At 67.1% G+C, this 24,239-nt stretch carries 19 protein-coding genes and 3 pseudogenes; 7 read left to right on the top strand and 15 right to left on the bottom strand.

Annotation, left to right across the window (positions count from 1 at the left end; genetic code table 11):
• The first annotated feature begins 113 nt into the window (after positions 1–113).
• Positions 114–353 carry a DUF6458 family protein gene (locus F9278_RS24535; protein WP_152170249.1) on the top strand — a complete coding sequence of 80 codons (240 nt, stop codon included), beginning with the start codon at positions 114–116 and terminating at the stop codon, positions 351–353.
• A gap of 103 nt (positions 354–456) precedes the next feature.
• Here the strand turns inward: F9278_RS24535 and F9278_RS24530 are convergent, their stop codons facing one another.
• From F9278_RS24530 to dnaB, 9 genes and pseudogenes are all read right to left on the bottom strand, one after another.
• On the bottom strand, positions 457–2,121 hold the full coding sequence (locus F9278_RS24530; RefSeq protein WP_193241490.1) for an IS1182 family transposase: 1,665 nt from the start codon (positions 2,119–2,121) through the stop codon (positions 457–459).
• 97 nt (positions 2,122–2,218) lie between these two features.
• Positions 2,219–2,536 carry a hypothetical protein gene (locus F9278_RS47300; RefSeq protein ID WP_226967404.1) on the bottom strand — a complete coding sequence of 106 codons (318 nt, stop codon included), beginning with the start codon at positions 2,534–2,536 and terminating at the stop codon, positions 2,219–2,221.
• A gap of 279 nt (positions 2,537–2,815) precedes the next feature.
• Positions 2,816–3,253, bottom strand: a pseudogene (locus F9278_RS48765) (TniQ family protein); the annotation flags it as partial.
• Positions 3,250–4,368 carry an AAA family ATPase gene (locus tag F9278_RS24520; protein WP_152170247.1) on the bottom strand — a complete coding sequence of 373 codons (1,119 nt, stop codon included), beginning with the start codon at positions 4,366–4,368 and terminating at the stop codon, positions 3,250–3,252. The gene F9278_RS24520 and the pseudogene F9278_RS48765, both read right to left, overlap by 4 nt.
• Positions 4,365–5,453 (bottom strand): annotated as a pseudogene (locus F9278_RS24515) (transposase); the annotation flags it as partial. The pseudogene F9278_RS24515 and the gene F9278_RS24520, both read right to left, overlap by 4 nt.
• A gap of 94 nt (positions 5,454–5,547) precedes the next feature.
• Positions 5,548–6,273, bottom strand: a pseudogene (locus F9278_RS24510) (TniB family NTP-binding protein); the annotation flags it as partial.
• Positions 6,273–8,321, bottom strand: a complete 2,049-nt coding sequence (locus F9278_RS24505) for a Mu transposase C-terminal domain-containing protein (RefSeq protein WP_152170246.1) — start codon at positions 8,319–8,321, stop codon at positions 6,273–6,275. The pseudogene F9278_RS24510 and the gene F9278_RS24505, both read right to left, overlap by 1 nt.
• The gene (locus tag F9278_RS24500; protein ID WP_193241616.1) at positions 8,321–9,070 is read right to left on the bottom strand and encodes a TnsA-like heteromeric transposase endonuclease subunit; all 750 of its coding nucleotides are present in this window, start codon (positions 9,068–9,070) and stop codon (positions 8,321–8,323) included. Before F9278_RS24500 ends, F9278_RS24505 begins: the two co-directional genes overlap by 1 nt.
• Before the next feature lie 259 nt (positions 9,071–9,329).
• Positions 9,330–10,805, bottom strand: a complete 1,476-nt coding sequence (gene dnaB / locus F9278_RS24495) for a replicative DNA helicase (RefSeq protein WP_152170245.1) — start codon at positions 10,803–10,805, stop codon at positions 9,330–9,332.
• A gap of 458 nt (positions 10,806–11,263) precedes the next feature.
• Between dnaB and F9278_RS24490 the strand changes: the two genes are divergently transcribed.
• Positions 11,264–12,601, top strand: coding sequence for an MATE family efflux transporter (locus F9278_RS24490; protein WP_152170244.1), 1,338 nt, complete (start codon positions 11,264–11,266; stop codon positions 12,599–12,601).
• 189 nt (positions 12,602–12,790) lie between these two features.
• Here F9278_RS24490 and rplI read toward each other — a convergent pair whose 3' ends face one another.
• The 4 genes from rplI to rpsF all read right to left on the bottom strand — a co-directional run bounded on the left by rplI (position 12,791) and on the right by rpsF (position 14,548).
• Positions 12,791–13,237, bottom strand: coding sequence for a 50S ribosomal protein L9 (gene rplI, locus F9278_RS24485; RefSeq protein WP_005482940.1), 447 nt, complete (start codon positions 13,235–13,237; stop codon positions 12,791–12,793).
• Between the two features lie 18 nt (positions 13,238–13,255).
• Positions 13,256–13,492: a 30S ribosomal protein S18 gene (rpsR, locus tag F9278_RS24480; RefSeq protein ID WP_003949403.1), complete on the bottom strand. Its 237-nt coding sequence runs from the start codon at positions 13,490–13,492 to the stop codon at positions 13,256–13,258.
• A gap of 82 nt (positions 13,493–13,574) precedes the next feature.
• Positions 13,575–14,180: a single-stranded DNA-binding protein gene (locus F9278_RS24475; RefSeq protein ID WP_152170243.1), complete on the bottom strand. Its 606-nt coding sequence runs from the start codon at positions 14,178–14,180 to the stop codon at positions 13,575–13,577.
• Between the two features lie 77 nt (positions 14,181–14,257).
• A complete protein-coding gene (gene rpsF, locus F9278_RS24470) occupies positions 14,258–14,548 on the bottom strand; it encodes a 30S ribosomal protein S6 (protein WP_005482942.1) in 291 nt (96 codons plus the stop codon).
• 262 nt (positions 14,549–14,810) lie between these two features.
• On the opposite strand from rpsF, the gene F9278_RS24465 reads away from it, so the two are divergent.
• From F9278_RS24465 to F9278_RS24455, 3 genes are all read left to right on the top strand, one after another.
• Positions 14,811–15,125 (top strand): hypothetical protein, encoded by a 315-nt coding sequence (locus tag F9278_RS24465; protein ID WP_152170242.1) that lies wholly within the window; start codon positions 14,811–14,813, stop codon positions 15,123–15,125.
• Positions 15,126–15,348: 223 nt separating this feature from the next.
• Complete coding sequence (gene femX / locus F9278_RS24460; RefSeq protein WP_152170241.1) at positions 15,349–16,470, top strand: peptidoglycan bridge formation glycyltransferase FemX; 1,122 nt, start codon at positions 15,349–15,351, stop codon at positions 16,468–16,470.
• Positions 16,471–16,536: 66 nt separating this feature from the next.
• Positions 16,537–17,568 carry an alanine racemase gene (locus F9278_RS24455; protein ID WP_033530670.1) on the top strand — a complete coding sequence of 344 codons (1,032 nt, stop codon included), beginning with the start codon at positions 16,537–16,539 and terminating at the stop codon, positions 17,566–17,568.
• A 122-nt stretch (positions 17,569–17,690) separates the two neighbouring features.
• On the opposite strand, the gene F9278_RS24450 is transcribed toward F9278_RS24455, so the two are convergent.
• Together F9278_RS24450 and F9278_RS24445 are read right to left on the bottom strand one after the other, a co-directional pair.
• Positions 17,691–19,199, bottom strand: a complete 1,509-nt coding sequence (locus F9278_RS24450) for a glycosyltransferase family 87 protein (protein ID WP_152174095.1) — start codon at positions 19,197–19,199, stop codon at positions 17,691–17,693.
• Between the two features lie 184 nt (positions 19,200–19,383).
• The gene (locus F9278_RS24445; protein ID WP_193241615.1) at positions 19,384–22,056 is read right to left on the bottom strand and encodes a transglycosylase domain-containing protein; all 2,673 of its coding nucleotides are present in this window, start codon (positions 22,054–22,056) and stop codon (positions 19,384–19,386) included.
• A 373-nt stretch (positions 22,057–22,429) separates the two neighbouring features.
• On the opposite strand from F9278_RS24445, the gene F9278_RS24440 reads away from it, so the two are divergent.
• Complete coding sequence (locus F9278_RS24440; protein ID WP_152170239.1) at positions 22,430–23,110, top strand: PadR family transcriptional regulator; 681 nt, start codon at positions 22,430–22,432, stop codon at positions 23,108–23,110.
• A gap of 44 nt (positions 23,111–23,154) precedes the next feature.
• The gene (locus tag F9278_RS24435; protein WP_152170238.1) at positions 23,155–24,237 is read left to right on the top strand and encodes an inositol-3-phosphate synthase; all 1,083 of its coding nucleotides are present in this window, start codon (positions 23,155–23,157) and stop codon (positions 24,235–24,237) included.
• The last annotated feature ends 2 nt before the right edge of the window (positions 24,238–24,239 follow it).

The following is a 24,239-nucleotide window of genomic DNA, read 5'->3' as shown; positions in this document are numbered from 1 at the left end:
CCGACCCTCAACTGCTGTTACTGAACGGCCCCTCCGGGTACCCGGTAGCCACCGGTAGGACCGAACGACCGGAACGACCGGCCGACCCAACCGGACACTGGGAGGGAACACTCATGGGCCTGGGCGGGTGCATCATTCTGATCGCGGTGGGGGCCATCCTCACGTTCGCCACCGACTGGGACATGCAGGGCGTCAACCTCGACCTGGTCGGCATCATCTTCATGATCGTCGGACTCATCGGCGTCGCGACGTTCAGCAGCATCGCCAAGCGGAGGCGGGTCGTGGTACCGCCCCCCACCACTCAGATCGTCGACGAGAACGGCCAGCAGCGGGGTGGGTACCAGGGGTACTAGGCCCCTCACCCCACTTGGCGAAACCCCCGTCTGGCGGACTGCGGGCAGTGGGCAGTGGGCAGTGGGCAGTGAGCGACTCTGTCGGGGATCTTGAGGACGGGCGTCACTTCCCTTGGCGCCACCACAGCGGCCGGGGTAAGTCGCGTGCGTCGAGGTACTGCTGGAATGCTGTGGGAGGGCGGGGCCGGTACGAGCTGTCGGCGGGTTCTTGAAGGCTCAGCCGCTCGATGTTGATCGCGAGTGCGGTCAGGACGTGCTGGACGTGCGTCTTGGCCAGGCCGCGGTAGCGGCACCGGCGTCCGCGGTGGCCGTCCGCGAACTCCTCGATGGTGCCCTCGGCCCCCGAGCGCCGCCTGTAGAGCCGGCGCCAGTCCGCATCCTGCTGATCGGCCCGGTTCTTGACCTGGAGTTCGTACAGGCGCCGTGTCGGGAAGTACAGGCTGCGAAACCGGCCCGGAGTGCACTTGGCCCGCTCGGGGCAGCGGCCGCACTGGCGGGCGTCGAACCGGACTGTGACCTTGGTCGGCTCGACTGTCGGCAGGTCCTGCCAGTTGCCGCTGACCTGCCCGTTGGGGCAGGTCACCTCGCGCTGGTCGAAGTCGATGATGAAGTTCTCCCGGCCGAAGCCGTCCCCTGCCCGGTGCTGCGGGGTGGTGCTGGGCGGAAGCGGCCCGATCAGGGTGACGCGGTGCAGGCGGGCGGCTTCGTCCATGCCGGCCACGGAGGTGTAGCCGCCGTCGACCAAGTGCCGATTCGGCAGTAGACGCCGTCGCCTGAGGCGGGCGTGGATGCCGGGCAGCGCCTGGCTGTCCGCGCTGGAGACGGCCGTGGCCACGTCGGTGATGATGTTGACCCGCTTGTCGTCGCAGGTCTCGGTCAGGTGCACGAGGTAGCCGGTCCAGCGTGTGTCACCGCGCATGGTGCAGCGGGCCTCGGTCTCGTACGGGGATTCGATTCGGACTCGGGAGGGCGGCTGGCCGTCGCGTTTCGTGCGCGGCCTGAACCGCCCCTTGGCATCCACCAAGAAGTGCTGCACCAGGATCGTTCGGAGCACGTTCGCCTGCGCCGGAGCGCCGCCGGGGAACCGGGCGTCGAGACGGTACAGCAGTTCGCGGGCGTCGTTGCCCACCTGCTCCAGGCGGGCGACGGGGTGGCTGGGCTGGGAGCACAGGCGAACCGGCCGGCCGTAGCGTTGGGCCCATTCGGCGGTGACCAGCTCGTCCAGCACCTCTGGCGCGTCGCGGGCCGCCTCTTCCAGCACGGCGCGGACCGCCTCGCACGCCAGCTCCAGGCGGGTCAGCTCCCGTGCGGCGGACAGGACGTGGGTGGAGTCGGTGCGCTGCGTGACCCGCCCTTTGAGCAGGCCGGCCCGTCGGATCCGGGTGAGTGCGAGGCCCAGTAGCCGGTCGGCGCGGTCGCCTTCGGCGAGCCGGTCGCGGAAGTCGGACAGGACGCTGTGGTGGAAGCCGGGATCGTCCAGGTCCAGGCCGAGGGCGTACTTGAAGTCGATTCGGCAGCGCACTGCCTCGGCGGCCTGGCGGTCGGAGAGGTTCATCGCGTACTGCAGCACGCAGACGGTGGCGAGTTGGGCGGGTGAGAGCCCAGGTCGGCCGTCACGCGGGTACCAGGCGGTGAAGTCCTCGTCGCTCCAGAGGCCGTCGAGGCGGTCGCGGATCCACATCGCGGTGGTGCCTTTGGGGTTGGCCGCGCGGGCAACCCGGGCGGTCAGCGGCGGGATCTCGGCTCCGGAGTGAGGCTGGAGGGACACATCGGGCTCCTGGGGAACGAGGGCGGAACGTTCCAACGAGCCTGACGCAACGTCACGATCGTTAACTGCCCATCCTCAAGATTCCCGACAGAGTCGCTCAGTGGTAGATGTCGCTCGCGGTAACTGCCCGGTCTTCTCGTTCCATCGCCCGGAGGAGGTCACGCATGATGCTGCCGGCCTGCTGGATGTCCGGTTCACTCAGGGCTTTCAGGACTGCTGTGATCGCGACGGCGGTGCTGACCGCGGTGGACGGTGCCATGAAACCTGGTCGTTTGAGCGCCATGCGGCGTCCGCGGGGAACGGACAGGTGCTCGTCGATCAGGTCCCCAGGGACTACGGACGACAGTTCTTCGGAGTTGGCGGTGGCCAGGAGTCGGCTCGCGACCGTACGGACGTCGGCCAGAGCGACGGCCACTGGTTGAGGTGACCTCGCGTAGACGCCGAACTGGGCGGCTCCGGAGGTGATCGCGTCCAGGATCAGAGTCTGCGCTCGCAGCGCGAAGTGCCCGGCAGGCAGTGTGAGCGTGGAGACGTCGGTGAGGTCGTGACCGCAGAGGGCTGAACGGCGATCATCCGGTTCACAATTCCCGGCTCTTCGGCAGCGTCCGGGGTGGGGGATCTCCGTGCGCTGATGGGGCCGGTCTCGTTGCGTGTTGCCGCAGCAGGGACAGGCGTCAGCGAGGAGCCGCAGGTGGTGGACGCAGGCGAAGGACCATCCGAGGCGCCAGGTCAGTTGCCACCTCCCGCCGGAGGAGGCAAGGCAGTCCGGGCAGAATCGTGATCCTGAGGCACGGCCCCATAGAATGTGGCGGTTGACGCGGGGCTGGCGCTCCCTCAAAAGGAGGGCCCTCCCGTGGAAATGGGCGAGCGTCATGCGAGCGATCCGCGCTGGCTCGACACCCGTCGCGTGCGCGATGGACGAAATCTCATGCGGCCTCAGCTTGATCGTCCGCTCCGTTGGGCTGGAGCACCGCGGAGCTTGCTGACCTTTGGGCGAAGGCAGACCAAGAGCCTCCAGCAGGTTCCCAAGGGGGCTGTGATGCCGGTGGGCCAGGGCTTCCAGCCAGGAATCGAGAGCTTCTCCTTCAGCAGGCTGCAGTCTGAGTGGCAGTGTCCTCGGTGCGGCCGTCATGCCGCTTTCCCGCGGCCAGTCTGAGGGCGGCTGGTCAGGCGTCCTGTCTGCAGGGCGGCTTCGAGCTCCTGGCGGGCGTTTTCGGATGCCTCGTCGTTCTTCACTCCGGCGAGCAGATCGCGGCTGAGGCATTCGGCGCCGCTGCGGACGGCGCGCTGGCAGCCGCGGTTGATCAGCGTCATAAGCGATCCGATGTGCCCGGTGCTGCGGGCGAAGAGGTCGTCGGACAGGTCGTCGGCGAGCATGCCGGGGTACTTGTCCGCGAGAACAACGCGCTGTTCGAGGGTCAGCAGCATCTGCCGCCAGGCCTGCCGTCCCTTCTCGGTCTTGATGGCGAAGGGAGGCATGCCCAGGCGGGTGGTGCGACGGCCCGTCTGGGCCAGGGCGGAATCGCTCTGCTTGTCCCCCTCGCTGAACAGACCTTTCCCGGCGAGACCGACGCCGATCATCACCAGGGTCACGGGGAACTCGTTGGCGATCCACTTGAGGTGGTTGCTGACCTCGATGCCGTTCGTCTTGCCCCACTTCAAGAAGTGCAGGTCGTCGAGTACCAGGACACGGACCTCACAGGACAGAACGCAGTCCAGGGCCTGCTGCCCGAGCTGAGCGGTGGTTCCGCGGATACGGCCGGGGTGGCCGAAGAACTCCACCAGGGACCGGTTGAGATCCTTCATACCGGTGTTGCCCGTGAGCCCGACCCTGCAGACGGGCCAGCGCTCATGGCCGGCCGCAGTGAACTCTCCCTGTTCGGCGATCTCCCTGCGGTGGAACTTACGCGCGAAGGCCAGCACCGAAGTGGTCTTGCCCAGACCCGGGAAGGCGTCGACGGCCACTGCTCCCTTGGCTTTGTCCCCGTCCTGCTGGTTGCTGTCGACGATGTCCCACAAGTCACTGTGCAGTTCGGCCAGTTGAGGTGTCTTGATCGGTCCGAGGTTCGCGTGCCACTCACGCCGCCGACGGTCGTAATCGGCTCTTGCCGGTTCACTCAAGGCGTTCAACTGAGTCCGGTTCAGCACCGGGGGCTGGTCGCGGCAGGCAGCCTCGGCGAACACTTTGAAGTCTTCCTTCCGCGACAGCGCCAGGTTTCCCAGGTTCGGCAGACTGGCCGTAGTCACACGTCCTCCAGGGCGTCCGCGTAGAAGTCGCTCTCCTGGGCGAGGTCTTCGAGGTCGGCCTCGTCGTCATCGCCCGTCTCAGCCACCGGCTCCCGGGCTTCGGCCTCTGACGGTCCGTCGTCGTGGCCCAGGGCTTCGCGTACCGACGGAAGAGAAACGACCGCCTCCTGCTCGGTGTCGGGGAGGTCGATGGCGGCCTGTTCACGCGAGAGCCGCAGGGCCATGCGCCGTTCGGCGAGTGTGGTGCCCAGCCCGAGGTTCCAGCGTTCCAGCAGGTCGGCGACGGCGAGCCGGTCGTCGGGGTAGCGGTATTTCACGGCGGCCAGCTTCCGGGCGAAGGCCAGCGCGTCCTCGCTCAGCGGCATCCGCGCCGACGGCGCGTGCTCCCAGGTCAACGTCTGCCAGTGACGACCAGAGTCGCGGAAGTAGATGCGAGTGATGTCGTCGGGGTCGACCTGGAACGGCCAGCCGTTCTTCACCAGGCCGTCGTAGGGACTGCGGATCCCGGGATCGGGCAGGCCCGGGCCGCTGTAGCGACGGTGGCCGATCTCCACGCCGTAATGCTGGATCGTGCGCCACTCGGTCTTCAGGAACTCGAAGGCGAGGTCCCGGTCGCGGGGGACCTCGATGTAGCCGGCCCTGGCCATCCCGTGCTCGAACATCTTCGCCGGGGACATCCGCAGCCCCGGCATGCCTGGATCGACCAGACTGGAGTGCGGCCGGCTGTGGTAGACCGTCGCGGTCCACTCCCGGATGATCGCCTCCAACTCGTCGAGGAAGAAGAACGCGTCGTCTTCCGGGCTCTCGCCACGGGAGTGGATGTCGGGACCTTTGTAGCCGGGCAGGGCCTGCAGCAGGCCCTCGCGCAGCGTGCGGAAATAGCGCTCCACCGGCCCTTTGTCCCGGCCCGTTCGCAGCCTCGCTGGTTGGATCGAAATGCCTATCCGACGGCAGACACTCGTCAGATGCTCGGAGACGTAGACCTTGCCGTGATCGACCACCAGCGTCTCGGGAACCAGGGGCGGCGAGGCGAGCCCCGGCCCGGTGGCGCCCTCGACATCGACGAGGACGGTGCGTCCCCAGCCGGTGGGCTCGCAGCCGCAGGGACTCCTCCAAAGTCACCACGAGAGAACACCAGGAGCCGCGCTGTTCCTCGGTCTTGTGGTGGAACGGGCTGGTGGGAATGAGGGTGTAACGGCTGGCGATCTGTCCGCCGCGGCGTCCGGCGAATAGTCCGGTGCCCTCGACGCCGGCCAGGACGAACGTCGCGGGGATGCGCTCGGACAGGTACTTGATCTGGTCGGATGCCTCGGCGCCCACCCGCGTACCGATGTCGAGATTGTGCAGTTCGTCGATGAGCACGAGACGGCAGCCGAGGGTGCAGAGCAGATCGCAGACCTTGTTGGTCACTTCGACCTGGCTGAAGCGCGAGGGCAGCGGCAGGCCGATGAATCGTGCGAACTCGATGGCCAGCATTTTCGGGGTGGCCGCGGGCGGGACGGTGACGTAGACGACCGGCAGGGATTCCGGCATGATCTCGCCGCGGCGCCGTCCCAACTGTTCGTAGTTCTTGCCCAGTTGAGTGATGGCGGTGGTCTTCCCGGTCCCGGCGGGGCCCGAGACGATCAGTCCGCGGCGCGCGGAGTGCTGGTGCCGGTTGAGCACGATGCGCTTGCGTCCGGTCGCGGTGACATGGCGGATCGTCGGCGTGGAGACGATGACGAGTTGCGCGTGATAGTCCTCCAGAGCCTGGTCGTAGGCGGTTCGCTCCGCCTCGCTGAGCCGCTGCAGGGCCGCGGGCGCCAAGACAGCCGGCGGAGTGGTGGCCTCCGCGGTGAAGGCGGTCCAGCCCTCCTTCGTCGTCAGCGGGTGGTCGACCTCTTCCGGCTCCAGGAAGTGCGTCATCAGCGACTCCCATCGGTGAAGGCATCGAACACACCGAACGGGATGACCTGGGCGATCTCGCCCTCGCCGTCAGGTTCCTCGTCCGTCTCCGGCTGGGGTTCGCGCCGTGCCTGCGGCAGCGCGGGAACGGCAGTTGCCGCCTTGGTGCGGGCGGCGATGCGCCGGTCGGGCCCGCTCCCGGCGCGGGTCAGCAGGTCATCGATGACGACGGCGATGGCGTCCTCGTCGGAGTCGTCGGCGCCCTTGGCGGCCAGCACGGCTCGGGCATGGCGCCAGGTGAAGTCGGCGAACGGCGCGGAGACCGTGCCCAGCCGGGTCCAGGGAACGGTGATCCAGCCTCCGGCCCGGGTGTCGCGTACCCAGACATGCGAGAGGTCGTAGGGGTCGTAATGGACCTCCCATAGGTTGCCCTTGGTGTCCACTCCGGACGGCTGGCGCCGGTAGGAGCCCAACTCCCGGCAGTCGTAGGTGCGGTAGTCGAGCGTGATGCCGTAGTCGTTGATCTTCCGCCACTCGACGGGCAGCAACTCGATGTAGTCGTCACCGTCGAGACAGACCGGCAGGTAGCCGGTGCGGGAGACCAGCATGGCGTAGACCTCGTTCGGCGAGAGGGCCTTGCCCGGCAGGAACGGACTGCGCAGAGCATCGTGCGGTCGGGTCTGCCACCGGGCGATAACCCACTCGTGGAAGAGATCGGCAAGTTCCGCGATCGTCCAGACCGCCTGGACGTCGCGGCCGCGGCGGGTGGTGTCGGAGCCGACATATCCAGCGACATGCTGGCAGAACAGCGTGTTGATCGATTCGAAAGTCCGTTCCACGATTCCCTTGTCCGTCGGCGTGGCCGGCCGTGCGGGCTGGAAGGACATGCCCAGCGAACGGCAGGCCGCGACGAACGTGTCCGAGACGAAGACCTTGCCCCGGTCCACGATGATCGTGTCCGGGACGATCACCGGACGTGCCGCGGCGTGCTCCAGACGGGCATCCACGCTCATCAGCCGGGCGTGCGGGATCAGCGAGGCGGACATCCGCAGGGCGTCCGACCAGCCGGGCCGCATCGGTTCGGGCACCAGCATCCGCGCCAGCAGCAGTGCGGCATCCACGGCCTTCGTTCCGGCCGGACGCAGGATCGCCGCGCAGATGGTGCGCGAGGCGACATCGACCGCGATCGTCAGCTCAACCCGGCCGGTCACGCCGTCGTCCAGGACGGCCAGCACGTCCAGCGGAGTGGTGTCGATCTGCACCACCTCACCGGGCCTGGCGGCCAGCGTCGGAGTGAACGGAGCCTCCGGGCGCCCGGCCAGAGAGCGCCGGGTCGTGGCCGCCCCGAAGCTGTGACGCCCCTCGGAAAGCGACTTGAGCAGCCGGAAGTACGTCGCCCTCGACGGCAGTGGGACCGTGCCCTCCCCGTGCCGCTCGGCGACGAGTTTCTCGGCCAGCCGGATCACGCGGGTGCGGGTCCCCGACGAGGAATCCTCCTGCGCGGTCAGGACCTCCAGCACCGCCTCGACCAGGCGCTCGTCCACCCGCCCGATGCCCGGCGCCATGGACAGCCGGGTGGCTCGCCGGTCCACCAGCCCCCAGAGCCCCTCGTCCCGCCACTTCGACCTCAGCCGGAACAGGGTCCGGTCCGACACCTCGTTGCCTGCTGCGGTCAACTCGGCCGCTTTGGCCACGACGCGTTCGTTCACGGTTCGCCACTGCGGGTCGTACTCAGGCCGAGGAACAGCTCCCTTCGGCGCCTCGGGAGGGAGCCCGGTCTCCACCTCGATCAGGTGCTTCTCATAGAACCGGGCCTTGCGCAGGGCCACTTCGGGAACGGTGTCCAACAGGCCGAAGGGCGGAAGCCCCGGCGTGGGTGCCGTTGAGTCCAGCAGCTCGAACCCTTCTGACGCCATCAGGTGGGCGAACATCACCATGCTCGCGCTGTTGTGCTCGTCGAGCAGGCGGACCGTCGTGCCCGACAGACCCACCACTGTGTGGACCCGGTCCTCGAACCGGACACGGTCGCCCACCCGCAACACGCCCTTGGGCCGCTCGTGCTCGGTCATCAGCCCTCCACCCGGCTCACCAAAGAGTGATCACCCAAGGGGCGCGACAGGTCTGTCGTCAGCCGTCCGCACCACAGCAGATGAAAGACGACCGGCAGCACCAGGATCGGGTCACCGACCTGCGCTGCCTGGCCCACCAGTGGTCCTGGAACGGCGAAGGCGGCCCCGACCACTTCCTCCAACCCGGCCTGGGCGAAACGCGGATGACGAAACCCGGCAAGCCACCGCAGGTTCGCCACCCGCACCCGGTCGATCTCGCCCACGAGCTGGAAGTCCCAGCCCACGGCCTCGCACGCCATCTGCGTACCGGCGAACTTGGCCAGGTCCCTCGGCTTGCTCCGGCGAGCCTCCGGCCGGCAGTCCACCACCACGGCCGTTCCGTCGGTCCGCCGGGCGAAGTAGTCCGGCGCGTGGGACAGCCGCACCCCCTCCGGCGACGTCCAGGACAGCCAGAACGGCTGCGACGCGAACCACATGACGCGCGGGTCGAAGTCCATCGAGATCGCATGATCCCGCTCCAGCCAGGACTCGAACCCCACGTGCCGCAGCATCGTGGCCGCCCAGTACAAGCCCGGAAAGTTCCTCTGCCCCCGGTACGACGGGAACTCCCGTACCGGATCGGCCTCCTCGAAGGCCAGCTCCGTCACGTCCGCCAGCGACCCGCGTACCTCGACCCCGCCCTGAACCCAGGCCACCTCGAAATCGACTGCCCTGTGCCTGCCGCTCTGCGACTTCCCCTGATCATCCACACCAGGACGATGTCCACTGAAATGAGACAAGCCACCTGTAGCGAGACAAGAGCCACCCCAAAGCGGGACACCGTCTCACTCAAACCTGTCCCCGCCCCGTACACGGCACGGTCAGCACGCAGATGAGTGCGACAGGCCCCGCTTCACTGAGACCGGACAGCTCCGACCAGGGAGTCTCACGATGGCGGCATAAGTGCCACCGTTGTGCCATCGCGGCTGAGACTGTGCCACGAAATCTGAGACCCTACATTTCCCCGGGTCAGGTCTGTGCCATGTCCACGAACCGTGAGTAGTGGCCCTGGAAGGCGACCGTGATCGTGGCCGTCGGGCCGTTACGGTGCTTGCCGACGATGATGTCGGCCTCGCCGGCGCGCGGCGACTCCTTCTCGTACGCGTCCTCGCGGTGCAACAGGATCACCATGTCCGCGTCCTGCTCGATCGATCCCGACTCACGCAGGTCGGAGACCATGGGCTTCTTGTCCGTGCGCTGCTCGGGACCACGGTTGAGCTGGGAGAGCGCGATCACCGGCAGCTCCAGCTCCTTGGCCAGCAGCTTCAGGTTTCGCGACATGTCCGAGACTTCCTGCTGACGGCTCTCGGATCGCTTGCCACCGGACTGCATGAGCTGCAGATAGTCGATGATCACGAGCTTCAGGTCGTTGCGCTGCTTCAGCCGTCGGCACTTGGCGCGGATCTCCATCATCGACAGGTTCGGGGAGTCGTCGATGTAGAGCGGCGCGGCCGAGACGTCCGGCATCCGGCGGGCCAGCCGCGTCCAGTCCTCGTCCGTCATCGTGCCGGAGCGCATGTGGTGCAGGGCCACGCGTGCCTCGGCCGACAGCAGACGCATCGCGATCTCGTTGCGACCCATTTCGAGCGAGAAGATCACGCTCGGCATGTTGTGCTTGATCGAACAAGCGCGCGCGAAGTCCAGCGCCAGGGTGGACTTACCCATGGCGGGACGGGCCGCAATGATGATCATCTGACCTGGGTGGAGGCCGTTGGTGAGCTGATCGAGGTCGGTGAAGCCGGTCGGCACACCGGTCATCTCCCCCGAACGTGAACCGATCGCCTCGATCTCGTCGAGCGCGCCCTCCATGATGTCGCCGAGGGGCAGATAGTCCTCGGTGGTGCGCTGCTCGGTGACCGCGAAGATCTCGGCCTGGGCTCTGTTGACGATCTCGTCGACGTCGTCGTCGGCCGCATATCCCATCTGGGTGATTCGGGTGCCGGCCTCGACCAGGCGGCGCAGAACGGCGCGCTCGTGGACGATCTCCGCGTAGTACTCGGCGTTCGCCGCCGTGGGCACGGTCTGGACGAGGGTATGCAGATAGGAGGCGCCGCCGACCTTGGTGATCTCGCCGCGCTTGGTGAGTTCGGCGGCGATGGTGATGGGGTCGGCGGGCTCGCCCTTGGCGTAGATGTCGAGGATCGCCTGATAGATGGTCTCGTGCGCCGGCTTGTAGAAGTCGGGGCCCTTGAGGATCTCCACCACGTCGGCGATGGCGTCCTTGGACAGCAGCATGCCGCCGAGAACCGACTGCTCGGCGTCGAGGTCCTGGGGTGGGACGCGCTCGAAGGCCGAGCCTCCGCCCTCCCACTCCCCGTTGTCCCGGCCGCGGTCGTGCCGGTCGTCCCTGCTCCGGCCGCCGTCGTCACGGCGGCGGGAAGAGGGCAGACGATCACTGGGCCCGCTGTCGGCCCACGGGTCGTCCAGGGGCTCGGAAATGCTCACCGAGCGACCTCCTCCCGTCCGCCGAGCGGACCTCGCCGTGCTTCTCATTTCTACGGCACGACACTGACAAATAAGAGGCCCAACTCCGGTTCTGGCGCGTCGGTTTTGCGAGCTTTTCGTGATCTGCCGAGGAACGGGCGCCGCACCACCGTAGGCCCGTCGGCACCGTCAGCCAATCTGGTTATCCACAGGCCATGTGGACGACGGCCCAGATGCTGTGGAGAACCCCGCGAAACCTGTGCACGACTCGGTGGACAGCCCTGTGAACAAGACCTCGCTCTTTTCGTCGCACCCCATCTGACCTGCATCTTTACCATCCACCGGCTGTGCAGAAGAAAAACTTCCTCGACCGGATCAAGATCATCACAGTCAGTGCACGAGAGCGCACCCGACGAGGCATGATGTAATGGTCACTGACTTACTTCATCTATTACCTGTGGAAGGTTGGATAGGTGGTCATGACACAGGCTCCCGTGACCCCCAGGGCCACCCGACGTCGACATGATCGCGAGATCGTCACGCTGGCCGTTCCCGCCTTCGGCGCGCTCGTCGCCGAGCCTCTCTTCCTGATGGTCGACACGGCTGTCGTCGGCCACCTCGGCACGGCGCAACTGGCCGGTCTCGGGATCGCTTCCGCACTCCTCGTCACCGCCGTGAGTGTCTTCGTCTTCCTGGCCTACGCCACCACGGCCGCCGTCGCCCGGCGCGTCGGAGCCGGAGATCTGCGGGCCGCCATCCGCCAGGGCATGGACAGCATCTGGCTCGCCCTGCTACTGGGCGCGGCCGTCGTGGCCGTCGTCATTCCCACCGCACCCACCCTCGTGGCTCTCTTCGGCTCCTCGGACACCGCGGCCCCTTACGCCACGACCTATCTGCGGATCTCGGCGCTCGGCATCCCGGCCATGCTCGTCGTTCTCGCCGCCACCGGCGTACTGCGCGGCCTCCAGGACACGAAGACCCCTCTGTACGTCGCCGTGGCGGGCTTCATCGCCAACGGCGCCCTGAACGTAGGCCTCGTCTACGGCGCCGATCTGGGCATCGCGGGATCCGCCTGGGGCACGGTCATCGCCCAGGCCGGCATGGCTGTCGCTTACCTCTACGTCGTCATCCGCGGTGCACGCAGACACGGCGCCTCATTGCGGCCGAACGCAGCCGGCATACGCGCCTCGGCCCAGGCAGGAGTCCCCCTGCTGGTCCGTACGCTCTCGCTGCGAGCTGTCCTCATGATCGCCACTGCGGTCGCCGCCCGGCTCGGGGACAAGGACATCGCCGCGCACCAGATCATCCTCTCGCTCTGGAGCCTGCTCGCCTTCGCCCTGGACGCGATCGCCATCGCCGGGCAGGCCATCATCGGCCGCTACCTCGGCGCAGGCGATACCCAGGGAGCACGCGAGGCCTGCCGCCGGATGGTGCAGTGGGGGATCGCCACAGGTGCCGTACTCGGCCTACTGGTGATCCTCGCCCGCCCCGTGTTCATCCCTCTCTTCACGGACGATCCGACAGTGCAGGAAGCCGCGCTTCCCGCTCTGATCGTGGTGGCACTCGCCCAGCCGATCTCCGGGATCGTCTTCGTGCTCGACGGCATACTCATGGGCGCGGGAGACGGTCCCTATCTCGCCCGAGCCATGCTGCTGACCCTGGCGATCTTCATCCCGGCCGCGCTGCTCGTTCCCACCCTCGGCGGTGGTCTGACCGCCCTCTGGGGCGCCATGACGCTGATGATGGCGACCCGTATGCTGACTCTCTGGCTGCGGTCCCGTTCCGGCCTCTGGATCGTCACCGGAGCAACGCGCTGAGAGCAGGAGCTGAGCCCGGCGTTGTTTCACGTGAAACATCGCCCCGGATTCGCCGTGTTTCACGTGAAACAACCGCCCCGTGGGCATCCTGAGCCGATCCACGTCTCGTCACCGAGGGCTCGACAAGCGTGTGGGGCCGCACCCCATCACAGGGTGCGGCCCCACACGTCGCTTCAGCGAGCACGACCCTTAGGCCGCGATGACCTCGATGTTGACCTTGGCGGCAACCTCGGGGTGCAGACGCACGGACGTCTCGTGAGCGCCCAGCGTCTTGATCGGAGAGGTCAGTTCGATGCGGCGCTTGTCGACCTCGGGGCCACCGGAAGCCTTGATCGCGGAAGCGATGTCGGCGGGGGTGACGGAACCGAAGAGACGACCGGCGTCGCCGGAGCGGACAGCCAGACGGACCTTGACGGCCTCGAGCTGGCCCTTGACCTGGTTGGCCTGCTCGATGGTCTGAATCTCGTGGATCTTGCGAGCACGACGGATCTGCTCGACGTCCTTCTCGCCGCCCTTGGTCCAGCGGATAGCGAACTTCCGCGGGATCAGGTAGTTGCGAGCGTAGCCGTCCTTGACGTCGACGACGTCGCCGGCAGCGCCAAGGCCAGAGACCTCGTGGGTGAGGATGATCTTCATGTGTCGGTCACCCTTCCCTTATCGCGCGGTGGACGTGTAGGGCAGCAGCGCCATCTCACGGCTGTTCTTGACGGCCGTGGCGACGTCACGCTGGTGCTGCGTGCAATTGCCGGTCACGCGGCGGGCACGGATCTTGCCGCGGTCGGAAATGAACTTCCGCAGCATGTTCGTGTCCTTGTAGTCCACGTACGTGACCTTGTCCTTGCAGAAAGCGCAGACCTTCTTCTTCGGCTTGCGCACAGGCGGCTTCGCCATGGTGTATCTCCTGTGTGATCAAGAAGTTTGGGGTACGACCCCGCCCTCGACCTCGAAGACCGGTGATCCGGCCTCAGGGGTCCTAGAAGGGGGGCTCGTCCGAGTAGCCGCCGCCACCGCCACCGCCGCCGCCGGAGCTTCCGCCCCAACCGCCGCCTCCGCCGCCGCCCTGGTTGCCACCGGCGGGAGCGCCGCTGGCCCACGGGTCGTCGGCGGGAGCGCCGCCGCCCTGCTGACCGCCGCCGGGGCCTCCGCCCCAGCCGCCGCCACCCTGGCCACCGCCGTTGCCGCCGCCGTAACCACCCTGGCCACCGCGGCCACCCGCGGCGGTCTTGGTGACCTTGGCCGTGGCACTGCGCAGGCTGGCGCCGACTTCCTCGACGTCCAGCTCGTAGACCGTGCGCTTGACGCCCTCACGGTCCTCGTAGGACCGCTGCTTCAGCCGGCCCTGCACGATGACGCGCATGCCTCGCTGGAGCGACTCGGCGACGTTCTCCGCCGCCTGACGCCAGACCGAGCAGGTCAGGAACAGGCTCTCGCCGTCCTTCCACTCATTGGTCTGACGGTCGAAGGTGCGGGGGGTGGACGCGACACGGAACTTCGCGACCGCCGCACCGGAAGGGGTGAAGCGCAGCTCGGGGTCGTCGACAAGATTGCCGACGACCGTGATGACGGTCTCGCCTGCCATGGGGGAACCTCTCGGCGGGTTTGCTGCTGGCTGCTTGTGCTGCTACTCGGATCCCGGGATCGACTGAGCGGGAGAGCTCAGTGGGTCTCGGGGCGGAGGACCTTGGTCCGGAGGACCGACTCGTTCAGGTTCATCTGGCGGTCGAGCTCCTTGACGACCGCAGGCTCGGCCTGCAGGTCGATGACCGAGTAGATGCCCTCAGGCTTCTTCTTGATCTCGTACGAGAGACGACGACGGCCCCAGGTGTCGACCTTCTCGACCTTTCCGTTGCCCTCACGGACGACGGAGAGGAAGTTCTCGATCAGGGGGGCGACAGCGCGCTCCTCCAGATCGGGGTCGAGGATGACCATCACCTCGTAGTGACGCATGTGGAACCCACCTCCTTTGGACTCAGCGGCCACGGTCGTTCCGTGGCAGGAGGGTTGTGATGCGTACGCAACGGTATCCGCCGCCACTGACAATCGGGGTCCCGCTAGGGATCCCTGTCATGGCCTGGGCAGACACCGGTGCAGAGGGTACAGACTACCCGCACACCCGCTTCCGGTTGAAATCCGGGGGTGGTGACCCTCAATCTGTACACATCGGGTGTGTATGGCGCTACGATGCGCCGCCTTCCGCAGGAGGTGCCCCATGGCACAGACATTGCGACCCAACATCGCCGGCTCTCTGCTCGCCACCGACGACAAGCCCCACCCCGTGCAGGACACCCTGCTCGCCGTGACGCTCGTGCTCGGCGTGCTGTCCTTCGTCACGGCGATGTTCCACCATCTGCATCTGCTGAGTTCCTGGGCGGGGCTGGTGGGCATTCTGACCGGCGCGTACGGACAGTTCATCTCCGAGACGACCCGTGAGCGCTTCGGCCTGATCGTGGGTCTCGGTGCCTCAGCCGTCGGTTTCTTCCTCGGCATGGCACACGGAGGTCTTTTCGGCGGGGTCATCGGCTGACTCCGTGCCCCGGCCGCACAATTGACGGACCGTGCTCCCTGCCGTCCATCGGCTTACATCGGACCAAGCGGCCGAATAACACCGCCTGACGTCCCGGCCACGTGTCGGCCGGGACCCAGGTTCCATACGGCCATTCGAGGCGCCCGCAGGGCGCAGTAGGCTTCGGCGCGAGAGCCGGAGCCCCTGTACCCATGGGGACACACCAGCCCGAGGAGCGCCCCGAATGAGCCTGACCCTGAGGACGATCAGCCGTGAGCAGCATCTGGCATACATCCAGAGCCTGCCCTCGGCCAGCCACATGCAGGTCCCGGCCTGGGCCGACGTCAAGGCCGAGTGGCGCTCAGAGAGCCTCGGGTGGTTCGACGGCAAGACCGGTGAGATTGTCGGCGCGGGCCTGGTGCTGTACCGCCAGTTGCCCAAGATCAAGCGCTATCTCGCCTATCTGCCAGAGGGCCCGGTCATCAACTGGTTCACGCCGAATCTGACCGACTGGCTGGAGCCGATGCTCGCCCATCTGAAGCAGCAGGGCGCCTTCTCGGTGAAGATGGGACCTCCGGTGATCATCCGGCGCTGGGAGGCCACCTCCATCAAGGCGGGCATCCAGAACCCGGACGTGAAGCGCCTGCGTGACATTGAGGCCGACTTCATCGAACCGCGTGCCTTCGAGGTGGCGGACAAGCTCCGCCGGATGGGCTGGCAGCAGGGCGAGGACGGCGGGGCCGGCTTCGGTGACGTACAACCCCGATACGTCTACCAGGTGCCGCTCGCCAACCGCTCGCTGGAAGAGGTCCACAAGAACTTCAACCAGTTGTGGCGCCGAAACATCAAGAAGGCCGAGAAGGCGGGCGTCGAGGTCGTCCAGGGCGGCTATCAGGACCTGGAGGAATGGCAGCGGCTGTACGAGATCACGGCCGTCCGTGACCGCTTCCGGCCCCGCCCGCTGTCGTACTTCCAGCGCATGTGGACGGCCCTCAACACCGAGGACCCCAACCGCATGCGGCTCTACTTCGCCCGGCACAACGGGGTGAACCTGTCCGCGGCGACGATGCTGGTCGTCGGCGGGCACGTCTGGTACTCCTACGGAGCCTCGGACAACATCGGCCGTGAGGTCCGGCCCTCGAACGCGATGCAGTGGCGCATGCTGCGCGACGCCTACGCCCTCGGCGCGACCGTCTACGACCTGCGCGGCATCTCCGACTCGCTGGACGAGACGGATCACCTCTTCGGCCTGATCCAGTTCAAGGTGGGCACCGGCGGACAGGCCGCCGAATACCTCGGTGAGTGGGACTTCCCGCTGAACAAGCTGCTCCACAAGGCGCTCGACATCTATATGTCGCGGCGCTGACACCCCCCGTTTTTGCTTCCATATCTCTGATACACCGCAGCCACGAGAAAGGTTCCGGGACCGTCCATGGCGCTCACCCTGTACGTCGACACCGCGCGCTGGCGGGCACACCACAAGCACGTTCAGGAGCAGTTCCCGGGACTCGTCCCCGTCTGCAAGGGCAACGGCTACGGCTTCGGGCACGAGAAGCTGGCCGAAGAGGCCACGCGCCTCGGGTCGGACATCCTCGCCGTCGGCACCACGTACGAGGCCGCCCGGATCAAGGACTGGTTCAGCGGTGACCTGCTGGTGCTGACGCCCTACCGACGCGCGGAGGAGCCCGTCCCCCTGCCCGACCGCGTCATCCGCTCCGTATCGTCGGTCGACGGCGTCTACGGCCTCGTGGGTGCCCGTGTCGTCATCGAGGTCATGTCCTCGATGAAGCGGCACGGAGTGAGTGAACAGGAGCTGCCCCAGCTCCACGCGGCCATAGAGAACGTGCGCCTGGAGGGCTTCGCCATCCACCTGCCGCTGGACCGCACCGACGGCTCGGACGCCGTCGAGGAGGTCATCGGCTGGATGGACCGCCTGCGCGCGGCCCGTCTGCCGCTGCACACCATGTTCGTCAGCCACCTCAAGTCCGAGGACCTCATCCGCCTTCAGCAGCAGTTCCCGCAGACTCGTTTCCGGGCTCGTATCGGCACGCGGCTGTGGCTGGGCGACCACGAGGCGACCGAGTACCGCGGGGCCGTGCTGGACGTCACCCGCGTCGCCAAGGGCGACCGCTTCGGCTACCGGCAGCAGAAGGCGGCCTCCGACGGCTTCCTGGTGGTCGTGGCGGGCGGTACGTCGCACGGGGTGGGTCTGGAGGCACCAAAGGCGCTGCACGGCGTCATGCCGCGCGCGAAGGGCGTGGCGCGGGCGGGCCTCGCCACGGTCAACCGGAACCTTTCTCCGTTCGTCTGGGGCGGCAAGCAGCGCTGGTTCGCCGAGCCACCGCACATGCAGGTGTCGATCCTCTTCGTTCCGTCGGACGCCCCGGAGCCGAAGGTCGGCGAGGAACTGGTGGCCCATCTGCGGCACACCACCACGCAGTTCGACCGGATCGTCGACCGCTGACCCCTGCCGCGCCAGGGGGCGGGGGCGAGTCGTCGGGCGGATCGTCCGCGGTCCGACGCGGAAGGCCGTACACAAGAACCTCGTGTACGGCCTTCCGCGTTGCGCGCCCGTGCTCTGTTCGCTCAGAGCGAACTTTCCTCCGGTCCACGGTTGCCCCACTCCACCTGCGGCCCTTCGAAGTGCATCGCGTGCCTCGAGGGACGGGCCGCCGCGCCGTAGACATGAACGTCCTGCGCACCGTCGAGCACGCCGCCGGAGGGATCGTCGTCACCCGCCCGGCGCACCACGTCCCGGTCGGGCATGAAGATGTCCCGCACGACGATGACGCAGAGATAGAGCGTCCCCAACAGGTGAGCCATGATGGCGAGTTGATAGCCCTCGGCCGGCAGACCCTTGTGGGCGTCCCCGCTGGTCGTGTACGCGAGGTACATCCAGATCCCCAGGAAGTACGCGACCTCGCACGCCTGCCAGATGAGGAAGTCCCGCCAGCGGGGCCGGGCCAGCGCGGCAAGCGGGACCAGCCAGAGCACGTACTGCGGTGAGTAGACCTTGTTGGTGAGGATGAAGGCCGCGACGATCAGGAAGGCGAGCTGCGCGAAGCGCGGGCGGCGCGGGGCGGTGAGCGTGAGCGCGGCGATGCCGGCGCAGACGAGCACCATCGAGACCATCGCGTAGGTGTTTGCCGTCTCGGCGGTGATCTGGATGTTCAGCCGTTGCGAGAGGACGAGGAAGAAGGATCCGAAGTCGACGCCGCGTTCCTGGCTGAAGCGGTAGAACTTCGACCACCCGTCGGGTGCCAGGAGCATCACCGGAACGTTCACCGCGAGCCAGGCCCCGACGGCGCCGAGCAGGGCCGTCGCGAAGGCACGCCATTTGCCCGCTCGCCAGCACAGCACGAAGAGCGGTCCGAGCACCAGGAACGGATAGAACTTGGCGGCCGTGGCGAGCCCGATCAGCACACCGAAGGCGAGGGGGCGCCGGCGCGACCACATCAGCATCGCGGCAGCCAGCAGGGCCACGGCGAGGAGGTCCCAGTTGATCGTGGCGGTCAGCGCGAAAGCGGGCGCCAGGGCCACCAGGAGGCCGTCCCAGGGGCGCCGACGGTGGATGCGCGCACAGCAGACCGCGATGACCGCCGCGCACACCATCAGCATCCCGGCGTTGACCATCCAGTACCACTGCTCTTGTTCCTGGATGGTGCCGCTGCCCGGGGTGAGCCAGGCGGCGACCTCCATGAACACACCGGTCAGCACCGGGTACTCGAGGTACTCCATGTCGCCGGGGATCTTGTCGAAGTACGGCACCAACCCGTCGGCGAACCCACGCCCCTGGTAGAGGTGCGGGATGTCCGAGTAGCAGGCGTGCGTGTACTGGGAGCTGGCTCCGAAGAACCAGGCACCGTCGTAGCAGGGCAGCTTCTGGACCATGCCCAGCGCGAACACGCCGATCGCCACCAGTGCGACGACCCGCACCGGTGTCCACCAGGACGTGCCGAGCAGCGCCCGCCGCCCGATCGGGCCGCCGATCAGCTCGCTGCCGGTCGAAGCGACCTCGTCCTCCTTGGTCGGCCGCACCGGCTCCGGCTCGTCCGTACTCACTCGCGTCGTCTCTGCACTAGGCATGCCGCACATCCTGCCGTACGCGCCTAGGAATACGCCGAGGACCATCGCATCCGCCGTGGGCCACGCTCATGTTTCACGTGAAACATGAGCCGTCGTCCCTACCCGGCCTCTTGGGGACACGGCAAGGGCCACCGCACCTTGATCGGTGCGGTGGCCCTTGTTTCACGTGAAACACAGTCCGGCGGACGTGGAGCTACCCGTCGTTCCCTCCGAAGAGTCCCCCGTTCTGGTTGCCTCTCGAATCGTCCTCCGGCTCACTCGGTGACGCTGTCACCCCGCCATCGGTGCCACCGACATCCGTACCTCCCGTGTCCGTGCCTCCCGTCTCCTCACAGGTGGTGTCGAACGGGTTGGTGCAGGTCTCGCTGGGCGACGGTGAGGGCAGGATCTCGCTCTCGGTCGGCGTCGGGCTCGGCTCGGGGTCCTCTTCCTCCTCGGACTGGGTCGGCGTCGGGGTCGGCGTCGGGTCCGGATCGTCGTTGACGATCACACCGATCGGCTCGGGCTCCGGGAAGTCCTCCGGCTCCACACCCTTGAGCGCGTCCTCCATGTAGTCGTGCCAGATCTCGGCCGGGAACGAGGCACCGTGGATCGTCTCCTGACCGCCCGTGCCGTACATCTCCAGGAACGTGCGGTTCTTGTTCGACTCGTCGTCGTCCATGCGGTACATGCTGATCGCGGTCGACAGCTGCGGGGTGTACCCGACGAACCAGGCCGACTTGTTGCCGTCGGTGGTACCGGTCTTGCCCGCCACCTCACGGCCGGTCAGCTGAGCCGACGTACCGGTGCCCTCGTCGACGACGGTCTTGAGGACATCGGTGACGTTGTCGGCCACCGCAGCCGTGAAGGCCCGCTTGGGCTTGGAGACCTCGTCGTGGTCGAACACCGTCAGGCCCTCGTACTCGACCGTCTTCACCGAGAACGGGTCGTTCTGCTTGCCGCTGGCGGCGAAGGTCGCGTAGGAGCCCGCCATACGGATCGCGCTGGGATCGGAGATACCGATGGAGAACGACGGGAAGCCCGTGCCAGTGAGGCTGTCCTTCTTGAGGCCCGCCTCGATGGCCGCCTCCTTCACCCGGTCCAGACCGACGTCCATACCCAACTGCACGTAGGGGGAGTTCGCCGAGACCCGCATCGCCTCACGGAGATCGATCTGGTACTTCGGCGCACTGCCGTACGACTCGTCGCCGTCGTTGGCCTGCAGCCACTCCTTGCCCTCTTCGTTGGTCCAGATCTCGCCGTTGTAGTCCCTGATCTTGAGGTTGTTCTTGCCGTTGTAGAGGCTCTTCGGCGAGACGATGGTCCGCTCGTCCTGTGCCTGATCCGGATCGAGGTCGGGATCGCGCTTGCCCCAGGTCATGGCTGCCGCCAGGACGTACGGCTTGAACACCGAGCCGACCTGGGCTCCGGTGACGTCGGCGTTGTTGGTGAAGTGCTTGGTGGCGTCCTCACCGCCGTAGATCGCCTCGATGGCGCCGGACTTCGGACTCACCGACGCGCCACCGAACTGCACATGGGTGTCGGTATCCGGGCGCAGATCCGGCTTGATGTTCTCCTTCCGGACCTTGTTCACAGCCTTCTCGAGTTCCTTGACCTTGTCCTTGTCGAAGGTCGTGTGGATCTCGAAGCCGCCCTGCTCGAGCTGCTTCTGCGTGATCTTCGTGTTGTTGAGGATGTAGCCCTTGGCCGTGTCGACGAGGTAGCCGATCTGGCCTCCCAGCTGGGCGTTGGAGCGAGGACGCTGGATCTTGGGGAAGTCCGGGTACTTGGCCCGCTCGGCCGCCGACAGATGGTTGTCCTTGACCATCTCGTTGAAGATCCAGATCCAGCGTTCCGTGGCCCGCTTGGTGTTCGCCTGAGACGTGGCCGCCGGGTCGATCGACGTCGCTCCGGCCGGGTCGTAGTACGTCGCGCCCTTGAGGACAGCGGCGAGGAAGGCGCACTGACTGGGGTTGAGCTTCTCCGCGTCCACACCGAAGTACGTACGGGCGGCCGCCTGCAGACCGTAGGCGCCACGGCCGAAGTAGGCCGTGTTCAGGTAGCCGCGCATGATCTCGTCCTTGTCGACGGACGCGCCCACCTTCACAGAGATGAAGAGTTCCTTCACCTTCCGGGACAGCGTCTGCGACTGGTCGTCGAGCATGGCGTTCTTCACGTACTGCTGGGTGATGGTCGAACCACCCTGCGTCTGACCACCCTTGGCCATGTTGACGACGGCGCGGGCGATACCCATGGGGTCGACGCCGCTGTCGGTCTCGAACGTCTTGTTCTCGGCCGACATGACGGCGTAGCGCATCGCCTTGGGGATCTTCTCGTACGCGATGATCTGGCGGTTGACCTCACCACCCGTCGCGACCATCTGCGAGCCGTCCGACCAGTAATAGACGTTGTTCTGCGCTGTCGCGGCCTCGGCCGCGTTGGGCACGGCCACGACCGCGTATCCGATGCCGGCCGCGGCCACCAGGCTTCCGAAGAACCCGATGAGCAGTCCTGTCACCTGGCGCCACGACGGGACCCAGCGCATGGCTCCGTACTTGCCGGCACGCGGGTAATCGATAAAGCGCTTCTTCCCCGGTGGAGCGGCGCGTCCACGACCGCGGCCCGGTCCGCGCCCCGTGGGTTCGGCGGCTCTGCGGCGACCGCCACCTGCGCCGGCGGCCATGCCGGTGCTTCTCTGCGACGCCCGCCGAGACGCGGCACGGCCCTCGTAATGGTTCTCCTCACCCCCCGCGCCATAGGTGTCGGAAAGTGACCCGGTGGCGCCCGGCGGTGCCGCGCGGCGGCCGGAGGACGCCGACTGGCCGCGTCGGGCCGCGGCACGTCCGCCTCCCTGCGGCTGCGGCGGTTTGCGACGGTGCTCGCTCATCGAACGACTACTCCTCGGGCAGGCGCACCCGTGCGCGCCTGGAAACGGCGGCTGGTTTCCGGTCCCCCCGAAGTACGGATGCGGTCGTGTGGGTATTCATCCGTACCGCACCCAGGACCACTACGTGCTCAAACGTCACTCGGTTCCCGGTGGTGTGCATGCCGCACAGACTACGCACCGCCAAAACCCACTGAGCACCGAACTTCACCCCAAATCAGGCAACTTGCTTCCTACTGATCGGTGATGTGACCCCGTTCACCGGATCCCCACTTGTCGCATCCGTAGGGGCGTTCTATCGTCTGGATGTATCGAGTCGATACATCAGCTCGGCATAAACCGTGACGACAGGGCCAGCGGGAGAGGGGAGGCGACGATGAGCCGGCGCTCCGGGATACTCGAGTTCGCTGTCCTCGGTCTGCTCCGCGAAGCCCCGATGCACGGTTACGAGCTGCGCAAACGGCTCAACACGTCGTTGGGCGTGTTCCGGGCGTTCAGCTACGGGACGCTCTACCCCTGCCTCAAGACGCTGGTCGCCAACGGCTGGTTGATCGAGGAATCGGCGGGTACCCCGGAGGATGCTGCCGCCGCCCCGCTCACGGGACGCCGCGCCAAGATCGTCTACCGGTTGACGGCGGAAGGTAAGGAGCACTTCGAGGAGCTGCTCTCGCAGACGGGTCCCGATGCCTACGAGGACGAGCACTTCGCCGCTCGCTTCGCGTTCTTCGGGCAGACCTCCCGTGATGTGCGCATGCGCGTCCTGGAGGGCCGTCGCAGCCGTTTGGAGGAACGGCTGGAGAAGATGCGTGCCTCCCTGGCACGCACCCGCGAGCGCCTCGACGACTACACGCTCGAGCTCCAGCGCCACGGGATGGAGTCCGTGGAGCGCGAAGTGCGCTGGCTGAACGAGCTCATCGAGAGCGAGCGGGCGGGCCGGGACCTGAAGGGCCCCGCCCACGGAGAACCCGCTCGCGACACCACAGAGGGAGCGCCGGGCGCCCTGCCCCGGCCCGGGGAAACCCCCCGGCCGGATGCGCCCGGCGACACCACCACGTGAGGTCCCTGCCAGGACCTCACTCGTACACACAGGGAGCAACCGGAATGGGTTCGGTTCGCGTAGCCGTCGTCGGTGTGGGCAACTGCGCCGCGTCGCTGGTGCAGGGAGTCGAGTACTACAAGGACGCCGACCCGGCGTCGAAGGTCCCGGGCCTCATGCATGTGCAGTTCGGTGAGTACCACGTCAGCGACGTGGAGTTCGTCGCCGCCTTCGATGTCGACGCCAAGAAGGTCGGTCTGGACCTCTCGGACGCCATCGGCGCCTCCGAGAACAACACCATCAAGATCTGTGACGTGCCGGCCACGGGTGTGACCGTGCAGCGCGGCCACACCCTCGACGGTCTCGGCAAGTACTACCGCGAGACCATCGAGGAGTCCGCCGAGACCCCGGTCGACGTGGTCCAGATCCTCAGGGACAAGCAGGTCGACGTTCTCGTCTGCTACCTGCCCGTCGGTTCCGAGGACGCAGCGAAGTTCTACGCCCAGTGCGCCATCGACGCCAAGGTCGCCTTCGTCAACGCCCTGCCGGTCTTCATCGCCGGCACCAAGGAATGGGCGGACAAGTTCGTCGAGGCGGGCGTCCCGATCGTGGGCGACGACATCAAGTCGCAGGTCGGCGCCACCATCACGCACCGCGTGATGGCGAAGCTGTTCGAGGACCGGGGCGTGGTCCTGGACCGCACGATGCAGCTGAACGTCGGCGGCAACATGGACTTCAAGAACATGCTCGAGCGTGACCGCCTGGAGTCCAAGAAAATCTCCAAGACCCAGGCCGTCACCTCCCAGATCCCCGACCGGGAACTGGGCGAGAAGAACGTCCACATCGGCCCGTCCGACTACGTCGCCTGGCTCGACGACCGCAAGTGGGCGTACGTCCGTCTTGAGGGCCGCGCCTTCGGTGACGTCCCGCTGAACCTGGAGTACAAGCTCGAGGTCTGGGACTCCCCGAACTCCGCCGGTGTCATCATCGACGCCCTGCGCGCCGCGAAGATCGCCAAGGACCGCGGTATCGGGGGTCCGATCCTGTCGGCGTCCTCGTACTTCATGAAGTCCCCGCCGGTGCAGTACTTCGACGACGAGGCCCGTGAGAACGTCGAGAAGTTCATCAAGGGCGAGGTCGAGCGCTGACC

The sequence above is a fragment of the Streptomyces phaeolivaceus genome (assembly GCF_009184865.1).
Taxonomy (GTDB): domain Bacteria; phylum Actinomycetota; class Actinomycetes; order Streptomycetales; family Streptomycetaceae; genus Streptomyces; species Streptomyces phaeolivaceus.
The sequence above is the reverse complement of the archived record's forward strand: the minus strand, read 5'-3'. Positions and strand labels throughout refer to the sequence as shown.